The following is a 21,764-nucleotide window of genomic DNA, read 5'->3' as shown; positions in this document are numbered from 1 at the left end:
CCTTTTCTATTTCAAAACACCTGTTGTTTTAATCTATTTTAAGTCTTGCATATTTTCCTGCAATTGCTTCCGCTACTTTCAATCCGTCCATGGCTGCTGACATAATACCGCCGGCATAACCGGCACCTTCTCCGCAAGGGTAAATGCCTGCAATATTACTTTCAAAGGATTCATCCCTTGTAATCCGCACCGGAGAGGAAGTTCGGCTCTCCACGCCGGATAAAATGGCATCCTCCCTGTTATAGTCCGGAATGTATTTCGGAAAGAGCTCCATTCCTGCCTGAAAAGATGCTGCTAATTCTTTTGGAAAAATTTCCCTGAGATTTGCAAATGTATGTGCACCCTTTGTGGTACTTTCAAAAGCCCCATATCCTGTAGATATGCGATTCTCTTTAAAATCTCCGTAAAGCTGCTGCGGAATTGCTCCGTTTCCAATGCGATAGGCATTTTTTTCCAATTTCCGCTGAAACTCAATTCCAGCTAACGGTCCATCCCCTTCAAAATCATCCGGTCGAACCGATATGATAATGGCACTGTTGGCATTCTGCCCGGCTCTTGCATGATAGCTCATGCCATTGACTGCCAGCATACCTTCCTCCGAAGAAGCATTTACTACATAACCACCCGGACACATACAGAAAGAATATACCCCGCGGTGATTCTCAAGATTTGCAGTCAGCTTATAGGATGCAGCAGGCAGCAGGGCATTTTTATGTCCGTTATACTGGCATGCATCAATCATCGCCTGCGGATGCTCTACACGAAATCCCACCGCAAATGCTTTGGCTTCCATCATAAGTCCCGCTTCCTGTAACATTGGGAAAGTATCTCTGGCGGAATGTCCGATTGCCAGCACCAGAACGTCTGTTGCTACTTCCTTTTCTCCGTTAATCCGGATGGCTTCTACTTTATCTTTCTTCCCATTCAGCATAATGTCTGTAAGCTGGCTGAAAAAGCAGTAAGTTCCACCCATTCTTTCAATTTCCAGCCGAATGTTTTTTACGACTGTTTTTAAAATATCAGTTCCGATATGAGGCTTATTTATATATATAATTTCTTCCGGAGCGCCCATTTTCACAAAGATTTCTAACACTTCCCGGTTTCTTCCTGCCACATCTTTTACCAGCGTATTTAATTTCCCATCGGAAAAAGTACCTGCTCCGCCTTCGCCAAACTGTACATTCGTCTTTGGATTTAAGATGCCGTCCTTCCAGAACCGTTCTACTTCAGTAGTCCTCTCTTCCACACTGCTTCCACGCTCCAAAATAATTGGACAATAGCCATGCTTTGCCAGTTCATAGGCACAGAACATTCCTGCCGGACCGCTTCCTACAATAACCGGTCTGTAGGACAGCTGTTTCTCTCCGGCATCCGGGAAATGATAATGTATATCCTTTGCTTTACTGATATTGGAATTTTTATTCTTATGTAAAATCGTATCTTCCTGCTTCACTTCCACATCCACTGTGTATACAAAGGAAAGTTCATTTTTTCTTCTTGCATCAATGGATTGCTTTCGAATCTGATAATGAATCAGATCCTTTTCATTTTTTAGATGAAGTGTTTTGATAATCTGTCTTCTTAACATCTCTTCCGAATGTTCAATCGGAAGCTTTAACTGATTTACTCGTATCATGATAACTCCCTTGCCACATGTATCCCGGCTACTGCGCCGCTGCTCCATGCCCATTGCAAATTATAACCACCGCAGATTCCGTCAATATCCACCATTTCTCCGGCAAAATAAAGTCCCGGACAAAGCTTTGACTCCATGGTTTCTGCATCTATTTCATCAGTGTCTACGCCACCGGCAGTCACCTGTGCCGTATCAAAGGTATTCCAGTCAGTAATATCCACCCGGAGTCCCTGCACCGTATCTATAAAGCTCTCTAATTCTTCTGTCTGCAGCCGGTTCGCATATTTTGCAGCTTTTATATGTGACTCTTCTAATAATACCGGAATTAATTTTTCCGGGAAAAAGCCGATTAAGGCTTCCCCGATGTGTTTTTCATCTGCTTTCTTAAATCTTTCCTTGAAATAGGTTAAGCACTGTTCTTTCTCCCAGAATGGCACAAAATTAAGTGTCGCATAGACTTCTTTCTGTTCTGATAACGCTCTTGTGGCAACTCTTGAAAGCTGAAATACCGGAATGCCGGATATTCCATAATTCGTAAGCTGTAATTCACCTCGTTCGCTGCATACATGTGTGCTTTCTATGTATAAATCGACCTTCGCATCTGCACGAATTCCTGCAATATCAGCAAAAAATGACTGTTTTCCCTTCAATCCGATAAGCCCCGGTACTAAATCTATGATATGATGTCCCAGACTTTCAAGATATAGGAAACCACTTCCATCACTGCCGCTTTTCTTTAAGGTCTTACCACCGGTTGCCATTATGCATTTTGTTGCATAAAAATCACCGCCCTTGGTATGAAAAGTGAAGCCCTTTGCGGTCTTTTCTATGCCTCTTATGCCACAGCCACAGACAACTCCAACGTTCTGTTTCTTTAATTCCATCAGCAACACATCCCTGATTGCAGTTGCCTGCTCGCTCTGAGGATAATATCCGCCGTTACGCTCCTTTGGATATATGCCAAGTTCTTTAAAGAACTGCAGTGTCTCTTCCAGTCCAAACTGCTCAAATACAGGTGCAACAAAAGCAGGGTTCTGTCCGTAATATTTGTCCACACCCTGCACTTTATTTGTATAATTACATTTACCGTTTCCGGTTGCTAAAATCTTCTTACCAGGTACTTCGTTGTGCTCTAAAATAAGAACTTTTGCACCGTTTCGTGCCGCCATAATGGCTGCCACCAATCCGGCAGCACCTCCACCGACTACAACGACACCTATGCGTTCTGTATGCTTACTCATGCCAGTTATTTACTCTTCTCTCTATTTCTTTTGGACTGCTATGCAATCAGACCTATTCAGCCTTTTAGATTGTATCATAACAGTCTGAAACAATCAACTTTTTAACTGGAATAGCTTTCTAAGAAACGGTATAAATCTTCCAGTGTATCAAAGGTTTTTCCATTGCTGATTTCTTTTTTCAATTCTTCCGGCAGTCCCTGATATGCAATTCCAGTATACATGTATAAGGCATCCTCTTCGCCGAAATAGACATTCAGGTACCCGTCCTCTTCCCGGATAACAAATGCTTTTTTATTCTGAATGTTTGCACTTTCCACGCTATCCTCGAATTGCTCCGTCTCAGCTTCCTGAATCTCTATTATTTTTTCCTGTTCTTTTTCATTCAGTTTCAGATAATACTGTCTTCCACCAATCCATGCAGAGATAGATAATACCAGTGCTCCAAGGAAAAAAGTGCGCATACGTTTTGTGTTTTTCATATTCATCACCACAAACAGTATGCGCAGGTTTTTTCTTTTTATACAATTTTTTCAAGAATTCTATGTTTTGCCCTTTTATTGCATTTTTATAATAAATGTAATTTCTTGGCAATACGGACAAAAAGGTATCCCTTCGGGAATTTCTTTAATTCTTCCTCACTTAAGCCTTTTAATAATAAAAGCATTGCACCGTATACAACAGCTCCGATTACAATTGCAAGTATAGCTGCAATGGCATTTACCTTAATAACAGCATAAATACCTTTGTAAACGCCAAAGACTACGACACCCATAATGGCAGAAGCTGCCACTGGGATTAAGAAAGTTTTCACAACTTCCTGACGATAACCACTGTATTTCCGTAAAGACATTGCGTTAAAGAGGCACATAAAGAATGCAAATAAAGCATTCGAATATACCACTGCATAAATACCAAGATGTAAACCAAACATCATCACTAATAGTGCAATCAGATGCAGTCCCAATGCGATAGCCGCATTTTTAACAGGCTCTCTCATCCGGTTAATCCCCTGTAACAATCCATTAGATAATGTGGAAAGAGAATAGAACAAAATTGCAACAGCTCCCGTTGTAAGCATGGTTGCTGCAGTAGTTCCGGTGCTGCCATAAAGATGCAGCAACTTTAATATCGGTCCTGACAGCACTGCAATTCCAATGGTACAAGGGAATGCAATTACCATAATAAAGCGGATTGCAATATTAATCTGGCTTCGTACGGACTCTCTGTCCCTTCTTGCATACGCACCGGTAAGATTTGGTACACAGGAAGCCGCCATCGCAGAAGCAATGGAAATCGGAATATTGATAATGGTCTTATATTTTCCGGAAAAGATTCCCCACCAGACATCAATATCATCCGGCTTATAGCCCTGTAGTTCCGCTACGTTCTTATAGATACCCTGATCTAAAATTGCACTGATATTATAAATTGTGGTACTTAAAAGTACCGGAACAATGGTCATAATCAGTACACGAAAGACATTCTGATAGGATTCTGTTTTGCTGCTGGTATCACGGCGCATCTGTCGTTTAAAAATACGTTTGTATGCCAGAAACAACATTCCAAGGAATAAAAGTGCAAACACTGCTCCCATATTGGTACCCAGTGTTCCGCCTGCAGCACCGTAAGCAGAACCATACTTTTCCTTATTTCCAAGCACTGCTCCGATTCTTGCCCCATATCCATAGAGGATATAGGCAGCTGCAATACTGACAATCGCATTGACAATCTGTTCGATAATCTGTGAAATGGCACTCGGCATCATGGTACCAAGTCCCTGGAAAAATCCACGTAAGACTCCTAATACAGCAACTACCAGTATCGTCGGTGCCAGAACCTTCAATGCAAAAATACTAAGGGGCGTATTCAGCATGTTTGTGAAGAATGACGCACCAAAGAAAAGAATCAAACTTGCAGTAAGTCCGGTACCGGTTGCTAAAAGCAGGGCTCCTTTTACAATTCGATATGCATTTTTTCTTTGCCCCTTCGAGACACGGGCAGATACCAGCTTGGATACCGCCAATGGCAGGCTGTATGCAGAAATAATCAGCAGGATATTATAAATTTCAAAGGCTGCACTGTAATAACTGTTACCGGTATCTCCAATGATATTGGTCATCGGGATACGATAGAGCAGACCGATTATCCTGCTGACTATAGAGGCAATTGCAAGAATGGAACCCTGTACTAAAAAGTTGGAGTCACTCTTTTTTCCTGAACTCATAAATTTACCTCAAGTAATTTTCGAAATAATTATTTTGCGGAAGGTGGTGTAAACTCATCTTCTGTTGCATAGATATTTAATTTCTTCTCCATATCATTTAACAATACACATACCATGGTCTTACCCTGATTTAATGTGATTTCATTTCCGGAAGCGTCATAGTATCTGGTTGGCTCGTTTTCGCTTGCTTTCTTCCATGTCACATCTATTACTTTACCGTTAGTAATATATTTTCCGGTTCCTTCACCGGTGCTCTCAACATCCAGATAACCGTGTGCATCATCTAACTTGGTATAATCGCAGTACTGAAGCAGAATGTTCTTAAAAGCAAGCTGTGTGCCTGTATTTTCATCCATATGCTCTTTTTTATACTGGAAACGATAGTATAAACCATCTTCACTGTTATATACAAACCAAGGATTGTTTACATAATATCCCGGCTGAACCACTGCTGCATCTGCTCCGTCTGTAAGTTCAATTTCTTTTTCATCATCTTCATTAAACTGATAATGTCCTTCATAATCGGAAGGCAGCTCGGTATCATAACCTTTTAATTCAATTCCGGCATCAATACCATCTGTGCTTACAAATGCATTGTGTGGAGCCTTTCTTGACTTGTCACGATAGAAAGTAGCAGAATCAATGGCACCCTCTAAACCGTTTAAGTCCTCAACTTTGCCACTCTCTAACAGCTCAGTTGCGTAAATTGCCTGTCCGTAATGAATATAAATTGCATCAAATTCCATTGCATAATATGCATAGTAGTGACGGCAGCTTCTTACCGAACCAATCTTGTCTAATCCGGAATAATCCTGGAAAATTGGCATCAGACGGGTAATTCCGCCTTCAGCAGGAGCTTCGTAAAGTACGTCTGCCTGTGACAGTCCATACTGTGGCAATGCATCATTGGTATTTCCAATCATGATTGCAACCGGTTTCTTCTTTGCTAAATCTTTATCAATCCATTCACCGGTCAGGTAACTTCTTGCCATACCATCTTTGCCGGTTTTGGTTTCGGTTTCAGGTTCTACTTCAGAAACGGTTTCTGTTGGTTCCGGAGCTTCCTCTTTTTTCTTACATCCAGCTAAAAGACTGGTTGCCATCAGTGTCATGCATAAAACAATACTTAATCTCTTTTTCATGATGTTCCTCCATTTTTATCTTAAAATATTTAAGCATTCTAAAATCTCGCGCTGCTTTCCTTCCATCAATGCAGCTTCCTGCTCTTCCATGTGGTCGTAACCAAACAGATGCAGCATACTATGTACAATCAGAAATGCAAATTCTCTTTGCATACTGTGGCCATATTCCTCTGCCTGTTCCCTGACCTTGTCCACAGAAATAATAATATCCCCCAGCAGAATTTCCCCTGTATCCGGATTAAAGCAATCCTCCGTCTGATTCTCTATCTGGGAAAAATCTCCCGGTACATCATATTCTAACATTGGAAAGGATAAAACGTCCGTCGGGCGGTCTATCTCCCGGAACTCTTTATTAACCTTCCAGATACCTTCGTTATCTGTCAGCGTAAGGCTGATTTCTGCTTCAAAAGGAAAATGCTCATGTTCCATTGTAAACGATATTACATCTTTTGCAAGTGTTTCATAATCAAAATCGAAGGTAACCTCCGCTTCTTTCTCTATCGCAAGGCTCAAAATAAATCCGCTCCTTTCGTTAAAAACTCTCTGATTTTAATAAACTGGTTCATGCCAAGATTCGCTTCATCATATAATCCGGCAGCCGATTTTTCGTTTAATGTCTGATAAATAATAATATCATGATTCCAGCTGTTCTTCACGGTTTCCTTGTCCAAAAGTTCAAATTTGGTAACAATACTGTCCACAATATGTACGATTGCGGACTCTATGGAACTAATAGCATTTAATTCACCATTGTATTCGCTTAGAATCTTAACCACGTTTTTCGGGAAACAGTTAATCTCAGCAAGACGAACTCCATTTTCTACAAACGGTTCTCCCTCCAGCTTGCCAATCCGGTAGTAAAATCCTGCCGCAGCTACCGTTTTATCATCTGCCCCAAGCTCCTTTGCACATTCTTCTGCCACACTCGAAACTTTACGGGCATGTGCATAATCAATTTCCGAATAGTTTTTAATCTCCTGTACCAGCGGAAAATTTTCTGCAATAATTTCAGCTAAAGTACGTTCTTTTTCATGCTTCGTATAATAATACAGCCTGTCTGCAAAAAAGTACGAAAAAACTGCAGTCAGTATCATGCTGCATCCTGCGGATAAGTACTGATGATAATTGATTTCAAAGCTGCTGATGTAATAGAAGATACTCGGAACAGCAAACGACAATGCAACGGTCATGATGCATCCATAAATTTTATATTTTTTCTGGCTGATTACCATAAGCAGAATTCCGGAAAGTACCGTCAGCATAGTATATGTCGCATATTCATAAAAACTGCCGCTGGAACACATGCAAAGCAGTGTATTAAAATAAATTCCGCCTAAAATACCAATCAGCTCATTTCCGCCACAGGAAAGAATCATGACCGGAATCATGACCGGTGCCATATATGCCGGCATAAAAAAGAAACCCACATAACAGGCTGCTGCTGCAAGAAAGCAAAGAAACAGCTGATGAAAATCACTTTTTTCATTCCGGTTCAGATGCCCTCTGATACGTTCCATTTCAATCACTGCAATCAGCAATGGCAGATATAAAGCATTTATAAAAACAAGTACCAGTACACGGTCTATGGTAAACTTGCAGATTATTGCCAGAAAAACAGAATAAATCGCAACGGAAATAAGGATTCCCAGCATACGAATCATTCTTTTGGGTGAAAATCTATCTTCCTTCATTTTTCGTTACTCTTTTCGTTCTTTTATTTGCTTTTGATTCATAATCGTCATAGGCTTTTACAATCTTCTGTACCAAAGGATGTCTTACTACGTCAGCGCTGGTCAATTTGCAGACGGATATCTCATCTACATTTCGAAGTACACGTAATGCCACATCCAGTCCCGACTTCGTTCCCGGAGCCAGATCCTTCTGGGTAGCATCTCCGGTCACCACAACCTTGGAGCCAAATCCAATACGTGTTAAAAACATCTTCATCTGTGCCGGTGTAGTATTCTGTGCCTCATCCAAGATAATAAATGCATTATCTAAGGTACGGCCTCTCATATAAGCCAATGGTGCGACCTCAATAAGCCCCTTTTCCATATTCCGCTGAAAGCTTTCTGCTCCCATAATCTGATACAGTGCATCATACAGCGGGCGAAGATACGGATCTACCTTGCTCTGTAAATCTCCCGGAAGAAATCCTAATTTTTCACCGGCTTCAATTGCAGGACGGGTTAAAATAATACGATTTACTTCTTCATTCTTAAATGCAGTAATTGCCATTGCCATGGCAAGATAAGTCTTTCCGGTTCCGGCAGGCCCGATTCCAAATACAATCATCTGCTTACGGATGGCATCCACATAAGCCTTCTGACCTAAAGTCTTTGGTTTCACCGGTTTGCCGTTTATCGTATGGCAGATGCAGTCCTTATCGATTTCTACCAACGAGCCTTCTTTATGTTCTCCCAAAAGAGAAAGTGTATATGCAACCTTCTGCTCATCAATCATGTTTCCTCTCTCTGCCAGTTGTAAAAGTTCCGAAAACACCTTGCATGCACCCTCTACATTTGCGGTATCTCCAATGACTTTGATTCCTTCATTGCGGGGCACTACCGTAACATTTAAGGTCCGTTCAATCAATTTTATATTATGGTCAAATTGTCCGAAAATATTGGAAACATGCTCTGCCGGTATATCAATTCTTGTTTCATTCAAGCTCATTTAATACTAGCCCTTCCTCTGTGTCTTCTGTATCAGGTGCTGTAAGCTGTTCCGTTTCGTGCCTTAAAGCAGCTTTTGTGCGCACTTTGATGATTCCTTCCATGATACAGTTTTTATCGTCCATATCTATAATAACATTTTTTTCTAAAATTTGAATATTTTTTTCTGCTAAATGTGACAAATAAATATTAAAATTTTCTGTAGCAACCGCTTCTGCCTGCTCTTTCGTATAAATTGCCTGTTCTGTCCGATACTCTTTTAAAGTACTAGAATAGATTCCAAGTGGCAGATAAAAGTCCCCATGGAGGCAAAGCTGTTTATAATCTGTTGTTTTGTCTGCACATTCAAATTCACCGCTTAATGCCGGAAGTGTTATTACTTTTCCAAAGAAATCAATAGCATACCGTTTCTTTTTTGCACCGGTCATTCTTTTTTCTTCATGGACAAGGGAAAATTTATCATGGTAGGAATATTCCGTCAGCAGATATATATCCGCATCTGCATTGCAATATTCATAGGCATACCGTTCCCCGCTGTCATTAGTCAAATCAATCCTGCCACTTACTAATATATCTCCTGCCTTTACTGCATCGCCGTTCTTTACTAGTGGGGTTCCATTTCTTGTAATAATTGATTCCACTGTCGCATCCTCTTCTGCTATCAGGTCTGAAGCTTCATACGGCAATTCTTCCATTGCTTCCTGCTGTACCAGATTTTCCTTGATTAATACCGTCATTTTCGTTCCGTAAATCTGTACCGATGCCCAGATGATTTCCGGAAACTGTGCCCGCAGATCCCGTTCTAACTGTTCGCAGTCAATCGTACGAATCCGGTCTCCGTAACCACAATCCTCCTCATCAAGAAATGTTAAAACGGTTTCTGTCGTAACAGATGAATTACCATCTACCTCCACATTCCAGAGAAATCGTGATAAAAACCACACCAGACCAGCAGCGAGAATTACTCCCATCAGGAAGCATTTTCGTTTCCGGTAACGGTTCATCCAGAACGGAAATCCTATTTTGCGCAGAATCCGAATCCTGCATCCGGTCTTGCTTATGAACGGACGGATACTCCAAAATGCACGAATGCTGATAAAAAAGCGATAAACATCTTCCTCTTTTCGAAGATTCCAGATTAAAATATTGTGATTGCCACACAGATTTAAAAATCGTTCCGGGGCATAACCACTTAAGACTACCTCAAGGTAACCGCCTATATATTTAAACAGGGAAAGTGTTGTCATAGAAAACCTCTATTCATACTCAATACTTTGGATGATTCCTGTTATTTTCATCTCTTCATTCGTATAATAGGAAATGTTGAGATTTTTCCCACGAACAAGAATCCGGCAGCTTTTCGCCTGAATCCTGATATATTCTTTCTCGTATTCTAAGATTCCCTTATAATTTTCCAACAGCAGTTCCCTGTTACCCATAACGGTTACAATTGCTGCCCGGTAGACTAAGTCTTTCGGCAGTTCTAAGGATTCCACCATATGATTTTTAAAATCTTTTTTTAACTCTTTCTTATTGTTTTTCCTCATATATAACTATATGAGTTTTTTCCTTTTCTATGCGGTAATATATTTTAAAACTGTTTCCGGTGCATCCAGTGGCTCTTTACTGAAAAGAAATGCATTTTGAACCAGTTCCTTTGCATCGTTGCATTTTGCTGCATCATTACCATATAATTCGGCCAGACATTCTCCTTTTTTTACGCTGTCTCCTATTTTTTTCTTAAGGCGGATACCGGCAGTTAAATCAATCTGACTCTCCTTTGTCTCTCTGCCGCCGCCAAGGCTCATGCAGGCAGTTCCAATTGCCATAGCATTTAAAGCTTCTACATATCCATCTTCCGGTGCGGTGATGGTTTCTGTAATTGCTGCTTTTGCCAATAACTGCGGATGATAAACCTGTTCCTTTCTGCCACCCTGTGCTTCTACAAAGTCTGCAAATTTATCCAGTGCTTTTCCGCTTGCAATGACTTTCTCCATCATTGTTCTTGCTTCGTTTTCATCTTCTGCTACACCGGCAGTCTTTAACATAAGATACCCTAATGCATAGACAACATCCATCAGATCCTTTGGCCCTTTTCCATTCAATGCTTCAATGGCTTCCTGCACTTCCACAATATTGCCTACTGTATTGCCAAGGGGCTGTGACATATCTGTAATAACCGCATAAGTTTTCTTTCCAGCACCATTTCCGATGGCCACCATAATCCGGGCAAGTTCCTCTGCCTTTTCCACAGTCTGCATGAATGCACCGTTTCCGGTCTTTACGTCAAGGACAATAGCATCCGATCCGCTGGCTAATTTCTTACTCATAATGCTGCTGGCAATTAAGGATTTCTCCGCTACCGTAGCAGTGACATCCCGGAGTGCATACAGCTTCTTATCTGCTGGTGCAAGATTAGCAGTCTGTCCCGCAATTGCAACGCCAACCTCTGATACCTGCTTTAAAAAGGCTCCTTCTGATATGGATGTGCTGAATCCTTCAAAGCATTCTAACTTATCAATGGTTCCGCCGGTATGACCCAATCCTCTTCCGGACATTTTTGCTACCGGAACACCCAGTGCAGCAATGATTGGTGTCAGAATCAGGGAGGTCTTATCTCCTACACCACCGGTGCTGTGTTTATCCACCTTTACACCTTTAATACCGGATAAATCAAGCACATCTCCGCTATCCCGCATAGCAAGTGTTAATGCCAGTGTCTCATCGTGATTCATTCCCTGAAAACAGATTGCCATCAGCATGGCTGACATCTGATAATCCGGAATTTCACCGGTTGTAAATGCATTTATCATCCACTGGATTTCTTCTTTGCTTAAAGCAGCTCCTTCCTTTTTCTTTAAAATGAGGTCGTACATCCTCATAAAATCTCCTCCTTTTATCCGTTTCTTCTATTTATGATACGGTTGCTTATTTGTGATACGGTTCATGATTGATAATCCGATAGCTCCGGTATAACTGCTCCAATAAAATAACACGCATCAGCTGGTGCGGAAATGTCATCTTCGAAAAGCTTATTTTTTCATCTGCACGTTTTAATACTTCATCCGCAATTCCAAGGGAGCCTCCAATCACAAGAACGATATGGCTGTTGCCCTTTACCATCAAGTCACTGACTTTTTCTGATAGTGCAACAGAATCCAGCATTTTTCCGTTGATTGCAAGGGCAATGACGTAGCAGTTCTTTCCCTCTAAATATTTTAAAAGCCGTTCCCCCTCTTTACGACGAATCTGCTGTTCCTCTGCCTCGGATGCTCCATCCGGTGTTTTCTCATCTGCCACTTCCACAATTTCAAGCTTACAGTATCTGCCCAGTCTTTTTTCGTACTCGGCAATGGCATCCCTGAAATATTTTTCTTTGATTTTTCCTACGCATAATATTGTTATCTTCATACTTGCAGTATACCTTATTTCAGAAATACAGACAAGGTTATTGTATCGTCGGATAAAATCACTTATAATAGTATTATTATAACGAAAGGTCAGGTACATAACATGGTATACAAGGAGAAAGATGCCCAGCTGGAAGATAATCGTTCTACCGCTTATACATTCCTTGGAGTTGGAATTGCCGGTCTGATTTTTGTCATTCTTTTTGCTCTGGACATCATCAAATTACCAATGGCTGATTATATGCGTGTTATTATGATTGTTGTAATGTCTGTTCTGTTTGTTATTTTTCTTGGAATCGGAATTACACATTTCCGTAAAATCAACCAGATGTCTGTGGATGCAGATATGGAAAGCAGACGCACCAGCGAAATTATGGAATGGTTCTCTTCAAACTATACTGCGGAAGAAATCGACCATGTCAGTGGTGCTGACAGCGAGCCTTCCATGGAGCAGCGTTACTTTATCCGTTCCGACAAAATTGCCGCACTTCTTCATGCTAAATTTTCCGGTCTGCCGGAGGATTATGAAGAACATATCTTAGAAAAGATTTATGCCGCTTACTATTCAGACAACAATGAATAAACAGCAGATTTCTGCTTAAATATAATACAATCAAAGGAGTAACAAAATGAAATTATTAGAAGACAAAATTCTTGCAGAAGGAATCGCAGAAAGCGAAAACATTTTAAAGGTTGACAGCTTTATTAATCATCAGGTGGATCCTGAATTAATGAAGAAAATGGGCAAAGATATTGCAGAACATTATAAAGGAAAAGGTATCACACGTATTGCTACCATCGAAAGCTCCGGTATTGCTCCGGCTCTTATGGCTGCAGAAGCATTAGGCGTTCCACTTGTTATTTTAAAGAAACAGCCTTCTAAAATTTTAAATCATGATTTATATCAGACTGTTGTAACTTCTTATACCAAAGGAACCAGCTATGAATTAACCATTTCCGCAAAATACATCAGCGAAAATGACCACATTCTTATCGTGGATGATTTCCTTGCCAACGGTGAAGCTGCTACCGGTGCTATCCGCCTAATCCGTAAAGCACATGCCACCATCGCAGGTGTCAGTGTCTTAATCGAAAAAGCATTCCAGCCTGGTCGTGAAAAATTAGAGGAACAGGGCATCGATGTCTATTCTTTAGCAAGAGTATCCAGACTTGACAAGGGTGTCATTGAATTTGTAAAAGAAGACTAATTTTTAAAATCCCCGGAACGAAGGCAGATAAGAAACATTCTTATCTGCCTTCGTTCATCTGCCATAGCTTATTCCGGCAGATAAATATAATTATATCTTACCACCGGGCTTGCCAGTCCATGGTCATCTACCACAAGAACAGACAACACATTATTGCCCTGCGGCATTTCAAGTGGTTCACTGTATACATCAGAATCCTGTGTTGGTGTTGAACCATCCCAGGTATAGTAAGCGGTGGAACCGGCGGGAACCTGTATACTGATGCTCTGTGCATCATAATATGTTCCGGCAGCAGGTGTCACATTAGCAGAATCCGGAGCTTCAAAAGTAATTTCATAATCTGCTTCTGCAATCTCACTATAAAAGCCTCTTGCGTCCTTTGCTACTGCTTTGATGGTATATTCGTTCTCATCCTCTAAAGAAATCGGTTCTGTATATTCCATTCCCTTTTCAATCGGAGAATCACCATTTAACGTATAATAAATGGTACAGTCTGAGTCTGCCATCAGTTCAATTTCAATCGTATCATTGTATTCCCCGGCTTCTTCCGAAAACTCCGGAGCCTTTACTTCATAATTATCAAACAGGGATTTTATCTTATCAGAGTCTGACTGCTCATATAAATCCTGCAGTTTATCATATTCCTTTTGCTTATCATATAAGGCAATCAGCATCTGATATGCTTCTTCATTGTTCTTATCAAGGGTAAGTATCTGTAACAAATACGCTTCTTCCGATGTTTCATCTTTTCGGAGACGGTACAAATCAGCCATCCGCAGTAATACATCCACATTATCCGGCTGCAATTTCTCAGCCTGTTCAAAATAGGTCAATGCCTTGGTATAATTCTTCTCTTCCGTGTAACTGATTCCCTTCTGATACTGATAATCAAAAGATTTCTTATGGCTGTTCTGCACTAGAAGCACAATGATAACACCAATGATTGCAATAGCAATCAGAACTGATACTGTAATCAGAAGTCTTTTCTGTTTCTTTTTCTGTTCTGCCTCTTTCTTTTTCTTCTGGCTGTTTTTCAATGATTTTTTCTTCTTTCCGTTGGAAGAGGTATTCTTATTCGGTTTATCGTCTTCTTCTAATAATTCTTTTAAAATATCCTCTTCCACATTATAATCCGGAACAATCTGTGCTTCTTTTCCACATACAGAACAGTATACACAGCCTAATTTTATTTCTGCTCCACAATTTGCACACTTCATAGCCTTCTCCTATTCATGTCTCATAGCTTCCACACAATTGTTCATTAACATTGCAATGGTCATTGGTCCGACTCCACCCGGAACCGGTGTAATCGCACTACAAAGCTGCTCTACTTCATCAAATTTTACATCACCGGAAAGTTTATTGTTCTCATCGCGATGAATTCCTACATCAATGACAACTGCACCATCTTTTACATAGGATGCATCAATAAATTCTTTTTTCCCAATTGCAACAATCAGAATATCTGCCTCTTTACAGATTTCCTTTAAATTACGGGTTTTTGAATGCGTTACCGTAACAGTTGCATTCTCACGCAGCATTAAGATTGCCATCGGTTTTCCAACAATATTGCTTCTTCCAACGATAACACAGTGTTTTCCCTCAATATCAATGTCAGAACGCTTCAGAAGCTGGATGATTCCGGCAGGTGTGCAGGAAATATATCCTTTCTGTCCAATCATCAATGCGCCGACATTTTCCGGATGGAAACCATCTACATCCTTCTTCGGAGAAATGGCACGGATTACCGCATCCTCATCAATGCCCTCTGGCAATGGAAGCTGTACCAAAATGCCTTTTACATGTTCTTCTTTATTCAATTTATCGATTAAAGCCAGTAATTCATCCTGGGAAGTCTCTTCCGGAAGCTCATAAGAAAGAGAATCTATCCCAATATATTCACAGGCACGTTTTTTGTTTCTGACATATACACTGGATGCAGGATCATTTCCCACCTGGATTACAGCAAGTGCTCCTGTGATTCCCTGTTCCTTTAACTGTGCTACTTCTTCTTTTAATTCATCTTTTATTTCAGCAGAAATTCTTTTTCCATCAATTAATAATGCCATGATACCTCCTAAAATAATCCTGTAATTACGCCATCATTGGTTACATCAATATTATTTGCAGCCGGTACTTTCGGAAGTCCAGGCATGGTCATAATAGAGCCGGTAATAGCTACTACAAAGCCTGCTCCGGCAGATACATATACTTCACGGACATTTACGGTAAAGCCAGTCGGTCTGCCAAGTTTTGATGCATCATCAGAAAGAGAATACTGGGTCTTTGCCATACATACAGGGAAATTGCCCATTCCCATTTCTTCAATATGTTTTAATTCTTTTAATGCAGCCTTACTGTAAGTTACATCATCTGCTCCATAAATCTCAGTTGCAATCGTCTTAATCTTATCCATAAGAGACATCTCATCCTCATACAGAGGTTTGAAATGTGCCTCTTTATGCTCTAAAGTATCCAGTACTTTCTTTGCAAGTTCGATTCCGCCTTCGCCACCTTTTTCCCATACTTCAGATAATGCGAATTCACAGTTTCTTTCCTTACAGAAGTTCTCTACAAATGCAATTTCTTCTTTGGTATCGGTTACAAAGGAGTTTAAGGTAACTACTACCGGTACACCAAATTTTTGAAGGTTCTCGATATGTTTCTCTAAGTTTACAATTCCCTTCTTTAAGCTTTCCAAATCTTCTTTTGCAAGGTCTGCCTTTGGAACCCCACCGTTGTATTTTAATGCACGGATGGTTGCTACCAGTACCACTGAGTCCGGTTTAAGTCCAGCCTTACGGCACTTGATATCAAAGAATTTCTCAGCACCAAGGTCAGCACCAAAACCGGCCTCTGTAATTGCAATATCACCTAATTTTAAAGCTGTCTTTGTAGCACGGACACTGTTGCATCCATGAGCAATATTTGCAAATGGTCCACCATGAACAATGGCCGGATTGTGCTCTAATGTCTGAATCAGATTTGGTTTGATGGCATCTTTTAGGAGTGCTGCCATAGAACCGGTTGCATGTAAATCATCTGCCGTAATCGGATTTCCGTCAAAGGAATAGGCAACTATGATTCTGCCCAGACGGCGTTTCAAATCTTCCATATTGTCCGCCAGACATAAAACAGCCATAATTTCAGATGCCACTGTAATGATGAAATGGTCTTCACGTACCATACCATCCATCTTGCTTCCAAGACCGATTACAATATTTCTAAGTGCACGGTCATTCATATCCATACAACGTTTCCATACTACCTGACGTGGGTCAATTCCAAGCTGGTTGCCCTGCTGGATATGATTATCTAATAATGCTGCCAACAGGTTATTTGCGGATGTGATTGCATGGAAATCTCCGGTAAAATGCAGATTTAAATCTTCCATCGGAACTACCTGCGCATATCCACCACCTGCAGCTCCACCTTTGATTCCAAAGCACGGTCCTAAAGACGGCTCACGAAGTGCAAGTACCGCTTTTTTACCAAGTAAAGCCATCGCCTCACCAAGTCCGATACTTGTTGTGGTCTTTCCTTCGCCGGCAGGTGTCGGGTTAATAGCTGTTACAAGAACCAGTTTGCCATCTTCCCTGTCTTTTACAGACTCCCATAATTCATCGGAAATCTTTGCTTTGTATTTTCCGTAAAATTCCAGCTCATCCTCGTTTATTCCGAGCTTCTCAGCCACTTCCTTAATATGTACCAGTTCTGCTTCCTGTGCAATTTCAATATCTGACTTCATCTTCATTTCCTCCTCATGGATTGTATTCTATAAATCTTTCTTAATTACCCTCTTCAATAAATGCTTCCAGCTGTTCCGGAGACATTAACACCTGTCGCGGCTTGGTCCCTTCATCCGGTCCTACTACACCAGCTTCTTCCAGCTGATCCATAATTCTTGCCGCCCGGTTAAAACCAACTTTAAAATAACGCTGAATCATTCCGATGGAACCTTTATCTTTATCAATCAAAAGCTTTGCAGCATCCAAGAAATAAGCATCTCTGTCATTTCCATCACCAGATGCCGCATCAGCACCAGTGCTTGCGGATACAGAAATATTGTTCATCCGCTCTTCAATATCACTACTGTAGCCTTCTCCCTCATTGTGTTCCTTTAAGAATTCAACCACATCTGATACCTCTTTATCGGATACAAACGCACCCTGTACACGAAGCGGTTTCTGTAAGCCCTGCGGATAATAAAGCATATCGCCTTTTCCTAAAAGCTTTTCCGCACCGTTCATATCAAGAATGGTTCTTGAATCCACACCGGACGTTACAGAAAATGCGATTCGGGATGGCATATTTGCTTTAATCAGTCCGGTAATGACATTTACGGAAGGACGCTGTGTTGCAATGACAAGATGGATTCCTGCGGCTCTTGCAAGCTGCGCCAACCGGCAGATAGCATCTTCCACATCCCCCGGTGCAACCATCATCAAATCCGCCAGCTCGTCCACAATAATTACAATCTGTGGCATCTTCTTTGGCTTATCCGGGTCATCAATATCTTTGATTCCTTCTATTTTCTGGTTATAGCCCTTCAGATCACGGACACCGTATTCTGCAAATTTCTGATAACGGTCTGTCATTTCAGCTACCGCCCAGTGCAATGCACCTGCCGCCTTCTTCGGATCTGTAACAACCGGAATAAACAGATGTGGGATTCCATTGTATACACTTAACTCAACCACTTTCGGGTCAATCATGATAAGCTTTACATCCTCCGGATCTGCCCGGTACAAAATACTCATAATAATTGTATTGATACAGACAGATTTACCGGAACCGGTAGCTCCTGCAATCAATAGATGCGGCATCTTTGCAATGTCCGCAATCATGACTTTTCCGGCAATATCTTTTCCGGCTGCAAAAGCAATCGGTGATTTATTGGCATGAAATTCCTCTGACTCTACCAGATCACGGAACATAACCGGAATACTTTCTTTATTCGGCACCTCGATACCAATGGCTGCTTTACCCGGAATCGGTGCTTCAATCCGGATATCCGCCGCCGCAAGATTCATCTTGATATCATCGGACAAATTTACGATTTTGCTGACCTTTACACCCATTTCCGGCTGGAATTCATATCTCGTTACTGCTGGTCCGCAGTTGATAGCCGTAATTGTAATATTAATTCCAAAATTCTTTAGAGTCTCTTTTAATTTTGCTGCTGTCTGATTCAGATAATCTCTGGTATCACCGGAAGCACCTGTATTTCCTTTTTTCAGCAAATCTACCGGTGGGAATACATATCTGCCACCGGAGCTTTCCTGCTTTACAATGGATTCTTCTACTGCAGCTACTTCATCTTCAATTTCCATCTTATCCTGCTTTTTATTTTTCCTTGGTTTTTCTTCTTCCATTGCAGGTTGCACCAGTTCTTTCTGCTTATAGCTTTCTGTCTTTTCTGCAACAGGTTCCGGCTCAAATGCAGGCTCAATTACCGGTTTTACCTCTGTTCTATGTATGGTTGCCACCGGCTCATTCAGTGTGTGAATTACCGGCTCCCGCCATACCGGCTGTTCCATTCCCCGACTGCCGTTGGCTGCCGTAAGTACAACTTTATTTTCTTCCTGTACCACCGGCATATCTTCGATATCACTCAAAGTAATTTCATTAATATCATCTGATTTGACTTTCTTTTTATCCGGGGATGGTAATTTGGTATCCAATGCTACACCACTTACCTTCTTCTCCATCCGTCGTCTTGCCTGCTCTTTTTCTCTTTCTTTCTCCCGCTCCTCCCGGCGTTCCTTTGCTGCATCCATTCGGCGGATTGCATCATCCTTGGCAGAATCGTAAATGACTTTTCCGCCTTTTTGCATGCCTTTCATAATAGAACGTTCCGTAATCAGCACCAGGGAAATTATCAAAACGATAATATCAATGACATAAGTACCCGGCACACCAAAATTCGGACACAGAAGCTGTTCTAATAATCCACCGATTATACCGCCACCAGCCTTATTTTCAAAGCCATAGCGGAAAGCGGATATTGCTCCTGCTTCCTTGCTGCTGTCTGTTACCATCTGCACAAACAGGCATAAAAAGGATACAAATAATACCGCCGCTACAATTTTGACTGCTGCTACTTTATTTTCCCGGTTAGACACTGCGAACACCACGGCTAAAAAGAAACAGATTGGGAATACATATGCCATTAATCCAAATATTCCAAAGAAAAAGGAACTGACTCCGCTTCCGATTTTTCCACCGATTCCAAAATTGGCAAGCAGCAAAACAATACAGACTGCCAGTGCAATCCAAAGAATCACTTCATTCCGGAAGGATTCCTGCTGTTCCCGCTGTTTTCTTGCCTTTGATGCTGTTGTTCCCGTTGTTTTTTTCTTCTGAGTTGTCTTTTTTCTAGTTCCAGTTGCCATTTCAATCTCCCGTTTACATATAGAAATATCCTCCAATTGATACAAGTCCCATTATGAGACAGTAGATGGAAAATATCGTGAATTTCTTTTTGCGCACTACTACCAGCATGGTCTTAATGCAGATATAACCGACTATCGCTGCCACCAGCGTTCCAACTATGTAATTCAAAATATCTGCAGACTGTAATGCTGCAAATTCAACATCCTTAATCTCTACTACCAGTGCTCCAAGTATTGCCGGAATAGACATGATAAAAGAATATTTTACCGCAAATTTGCGGGTCATTCCGGTAGAAAGACATGCTGTGATTGTGGTTCCTGACCGCGATAAGCCCGGCATGGTTGCGATTCCCTGACTGATACCGATTAAAAATGCATTGGTATAAGTTACCTGCTTTGGTGTCTTGCCGCCATCCGGAATCCGGTCTGCAATAAATAAAAGCACTGCCGTAATAATAAGGCAGATTCCAGGAACCAGTAAAATCTGCTCTGCCGCAGACACCAGATCTTTCGCTGCAATTCCAATAATTCCGGTTGGAATCGTGGAAACAATGACAAGCATCACAAATTTCCGGTAACTATTATGCACGATTTTACGGTATGGTAAATCTTCTTTTGTTATCACACGTTTAAAAAAGGTTGCCACATTTACAAAAAAATCGCCAATAATGGCAAAGCCTTCTTTAATCATGCGGAATATATCTTTATAATATACAATAAATACGGCAATCAGTGTTCCGATGTGAAGCAGAATATCAAAAAACATTCCGCCGCTTTCTATTTGAAAAAACTGTTTAAATATTGCCAGATGACCGGAGCTGCTTACCGGCAGAAATTCGGTTAATCCCTGTATCAGACCTAATAAAACAGACTGTAATAATGACATAGCTGCCTCCTTGGTATCTCTCACTACAGTTACTTGTATAAAATTATCAACACTGTGCATTAGTATACCATATTTTGATGCGTTTGTCATTACAGGCATTCGTTTTTCTGTTCTCGTATAATCTCATGCAATTTATGAAGTGCCTGGTCGATTCCCCCCACTTCGTCAATCAGTCCTTCTTTTACTGCATCCGCTCCTACAAGAATGGTTCCCAGATCCTTTGCCAGCATGGTGGTATTCATCATGAGCTGCTCTAATCTTTTTTCATCCGCTCTGCTGTGAGATGCTATAAAATGAATAATCCGATTCTGCATCTGCTGGAAATAATCATAAGTTGGCGGTGCTCCGATTACTGTCCCGCTCATACGCACCGGATGGATGACCATGGTTCCAGATGGCACAATAAAAGAATAGTCCGTTGAAACCGCCAGCGGCACACCAATGGAATGACTTCCACCTAAGACAAGGGACACTGTCGGTTTACTTAAGGAAGATAGCATTTCTGCAATGGCAAGTCCGGATTCCACATCACCGCCTACTGTATTCAAAAGCACAAGAACACCATCCACCTGGTCAGAATCTTCTATTTCTGCAAGCTTCGGCAGTACATGCTCATATTTCGTTGTCTTGGTATTGGAAGAAAGACATTCATGACCTTCAATCTCACCAATCACCGATAATAAATGAATCTTCTGATGCCATCGGCTGTCAGATAAGGAAATCTGCCCGGATTCCCTGATCAGTTCTTGTTCATCTAACTGTTCCTTTTTCGATTCATCTTTTTTCCGTTCTTTGTTTTCTGTTTTTTCTAGTTTTGATTCTGTATTTTGTAATTCTGCATTTTTGATTTCTGCATTTTTCAATTCCACATTTTGGACTTTTTTCTTTGGCAGCACTTTGTTTTCTTTCTGCTCCATATCAGATGCTCCCTTCTTTCTGTCCGGATT

General features: G+C 41.1%; 20 protein-coding genes. 2 read left to right on the top strand and 18 right to left on the bottom strand.

What is annotated here, in order from left to right; all coding sequences use genetic code 11:
* Positions 1-28: 28 nt before the first annotated feature.
* The 12 genes from DXB43_RS04730 to rlmH form a co-directional block, all read right to left on the bottom strand.
* Positions 29-1,636, bottom strand: coding sequence for an NAD(P)/FAD-dependent oxidoreductase (locus DXB43_RS04730; protein WP_117946947.1), 1,608 nt, complete (start codon positions 1,634-1,636; stop codon positions 29-31).
* Positions 1,633-2,877, bottom strand: coding sequence for an NAD(P)/FAD-dependent oxidoreductase (locus DXB43_RS04725; RefSeq protein ID WP_117946946.1), 1,245 nt, complete (start codon positions 2,875-2,877; stop codon positions 1,633-1,635). The genes DXB43_RS04730 and DXB43_RS04725 overlap by 4 nt, the downstream gene beginning before the upstream one ends.
* A 101-nt stretch (positions 2,878-2,978) precedes the next feature.
* Positions 2,979-3,356 (bottom strand): hypothetical protein, encoded by a 378-nt coding sequence (locus DXB43_RS04720; RefSeq protein WP_117841045.1) that lies wholly within the window; start codon positions 3,354-3,356, stop codon positions 2,979-2,981.
* An 86-nt stretch (positions 3,357-3,442) separates the two neighbouring features.
* The gene (locus DXB43_RS04715) at positions 3,443-5,101 is read right to left on the bottom strand and encodes a putative polysaccharide biosynthesis protein (RefSeq protein WP_117946945.1); all 1,659 of its coding nucleotides are present in this window, start codon (positions 5,099-5,101) and stop codon (positions 3,443-3,445) included.
* Positions 5,102-5,130: 29 nt separating this feature from the next.
* A complete protein-coding gene (locus DXB43_RS04710) occupies positions 5,131-6,243 on the bottom strand; it encodes a DUF3048 domain-containing protein (RefSeq protein ID WP_117946944.1) in 1,113 nt (370 codons plus the stop codon).
* Between the two features lie 15 nt (positions 6,244-6,258).
* The gene (gene ybeY, locus DXB43_RS04705) at positions 6,259-6,756 is read right to left on the bottom strand and encodes an rRNA maturation RNase YbeY (protein WP_117946943.1); all 498 of its coding nucleotides are present in this window, start codon (positions 6,754-6,756) and stop codon (positions 6,259-6,261) included.
* On the bottom strand, positions 6,753-7,934 hold the full coding sequence (locus tag DXB43_RS04700) for a hypothetical protein (protein ID WP_117946942.1): 1,182 nt from the start codon (positions 7,932-7,934) through the stop codon (positions 6,753-6,755). The genes ybeY and DXB43_RS04700 overlap by 4 nt, the downstream gene beginning before the upstream one ends.
* On the bottom strand, positions 7,921-8,919 hold the full coding sequence (locus DXB43_RS04695) for a PhoH family protein (protein ID WP_117946941.1): 999 nt from the start codon (positions 8,917-8,919) through the stop codon (positions 7,921-7,923). Before DXB43_RS04695 ends, DXB43_RS04700 begins: the two co-directional genes overlap by 14 nt.
* Positions 8,906-10,165, bottom strand: a complete 1,260-nt coding sequence (locus DXB43_RS04690; RefSeq protein WP_117946940.1) for a sporulation protein YqfD — start codon at positions 10,163-10,165, stop codon at positions 8,906-8,908. The genes DXB43_RS04695 and DXB43_RS04690 overlap by 14 nt, the downstream gene beginning before the upstream one ends.
* Positions 10,166-10,174: 9 nt before the next feature.
* A complete protein-coding gene (locus DXB43_RS04685) occupies positions 10,175-10,465 on the bottom strand; it encodes a YabP/YqfC family sporulation protein (RefSeq protein WP_227700104.1) in 291 nt (96 codons plus the stop codon).
* A 27-nt stretch (positions 10,466-10,492) separates the two neighbouring features.
* On the bottom strand, positions 10,493-11,800 hold the full coding sequence (locus DXB43_RS04680; RefSeq protein WP_199535081.1) for a pyrimidine-nucleoside phosphorylase: 1,308 nt from the start codon (positions 11,798-11,800) through the stop codon (positions 10,493-10,495).
* Between the two features lie 46 nt (positions 11,801-11,846).
* The gene (gene rlmH / locus DXB43_RS04675; protein ID WP_022243789.1) at positions 11,847-12,329 is read right to left on the bottom strand and encodes a 23S rRNA (pseudouridine(1915)-N(3))-methyltransferase RlmH; all 483 of its coding nucleotides are present in this window, start codon (positions 12,327-12,329) and stop codon (positions 11,847-11,849) included.
* Positions 12,330-12,431: 102 nt separating this feature from the next.
* Between rlmH and DXB43_RS04670 the strand changes: the two genes are divergently transcribed.
* Both DXB43_RS04670 and DXB43_RS04665 read left to right on the top strand, forming a co-directional pair.
* Positions 12,432-12,911, top strand: coding sequence for a hypothetical protein (locus DXB43_RS04670; protein WP_117946939.1), 480 nt, complete (start codon positions 12,432-12,434; stop codon positions 12,909-12,911).
* A gap of 46 nt (positions 12,912-12,957) precedes the next feature.
* Positions 12,958-13,536, top strand: coding sequence for a xanthine phosphoribosyltransferase (locus DXB43_RS04665; protein ID WP_117698389.1), 579 nt, complete (start codon positions 12,958-12,960; stop codon positions 13,534-13,536).
* A 68-nt stretch (positions 13,537-13,604) separates the two neighbouring features.
* Here the strand turns inward: DXB43_RS04665 and DXB43_RS04660 are convergent, their stop codons facing one another.
* The 6 genes from DXB43_RS04660 to DXB43_RS04635 all read right to left on the bottom strand — a co-directional run bounded on the left by DXB43_RS04660 (position 13,605) and on the right by DXB43_RS04635 (position 21,734).
* Complete coding sequence (locus DXB43_RS04660) at positions 13,605-14,753, bottom strand: chitobiase/beta-hexosaminidase C-terminal domain-containing protein (RefSeq protein WP_117946938.1); 1,149 nt, start codon at positions 14,751-14,753, stop codon at positions 13,605-13,607.
* A gap of 9 nt (positions 14,754-14,762) precedes the next feature.
* Positions 14,763-15,605, bottom strand: coding sequence for a bifunctional methylenetetrahydrofolate dehydrogenase/methenyltetrahydrofolate cyclohydrolase FolD (folD, locus tag DXB43_RS04655; RefSeq protein WP_117841038.1), 843 nt, complete (start codon positions 15,603-15,605; stop codon positions 14,763-14,765).
* An 8-nt stretch (positions 15,606-15,613) separates the two neighbouring features.
* Positions 15,614-17,284 carry a formate--tetrahydrofolate ligase gene (locus DXB43_RS04650; RefSeq protein ID WP_117946937.1) on the bottom strand — a complete coding sequence of 557 codons (1,671 nt, stop codon included), beginning with the start codon at positions 17,282-17,284 and terminating at the stop codon, positions 15,614-15,616.
* A gap of 40 nt (positions 17,285-17,324) precedes the next feature.
* Positions 17,325-19,931 carry a DNA translocase FtsK gene (locus DXB43_RS04645; RefSeq protein WP_117946936.1) on the bottom strand — a complete coding sequence of 869 codons (2,607 nt, stop codon included), beginning with the start codon at positions 19,929-19,931 and terminating at the stop codon, positions 17,325-17,327.
* 13 nt (positions 19,932-19,944) lie between these two features.
* Positions 19,945-20,817 (bottom strand): undecaprenyl-diphosphate phosphatase, encoded by an 873-nt coding sequence (locus DXB43_RS04640; RefSeq protein WP_199535080.1) that lies wholly within the window; start codon positions 20,815-20,817, stop codon positions 19,945-19,947.
* Between the two features lie 89 nt (positions 20,818-20,906).
* The gene (locus DXB43_RS04635) at positions 20,907-21,734 is read right to left on the bottom strand and encodes a ClpP family protease (RefSeq protein ID WP_117946935.1); all 828 of its coding nucleotides are present in this window, start codon (positions 21,732-21,734) and stop codon (positions 20,907-20,909) included.
* Positions 21,735-21,764 lie beyond the last annotated feature (30 nt).

The organism is Roseburia sp. OM04-10BH, from assembly GCF_003462605.1.
GTDB classification, from domain to species: domain Bacteria; phylum Bacillota; class Clostridia; order Lachnospirales; family Lachnospiraceae; genus Roseburia_C; species Roseburia_C amylophila.
Note: the sequence above shows the minus strand (reverse complement) of the source record. Positions and strands in the feature narration are given on the sequence as shown.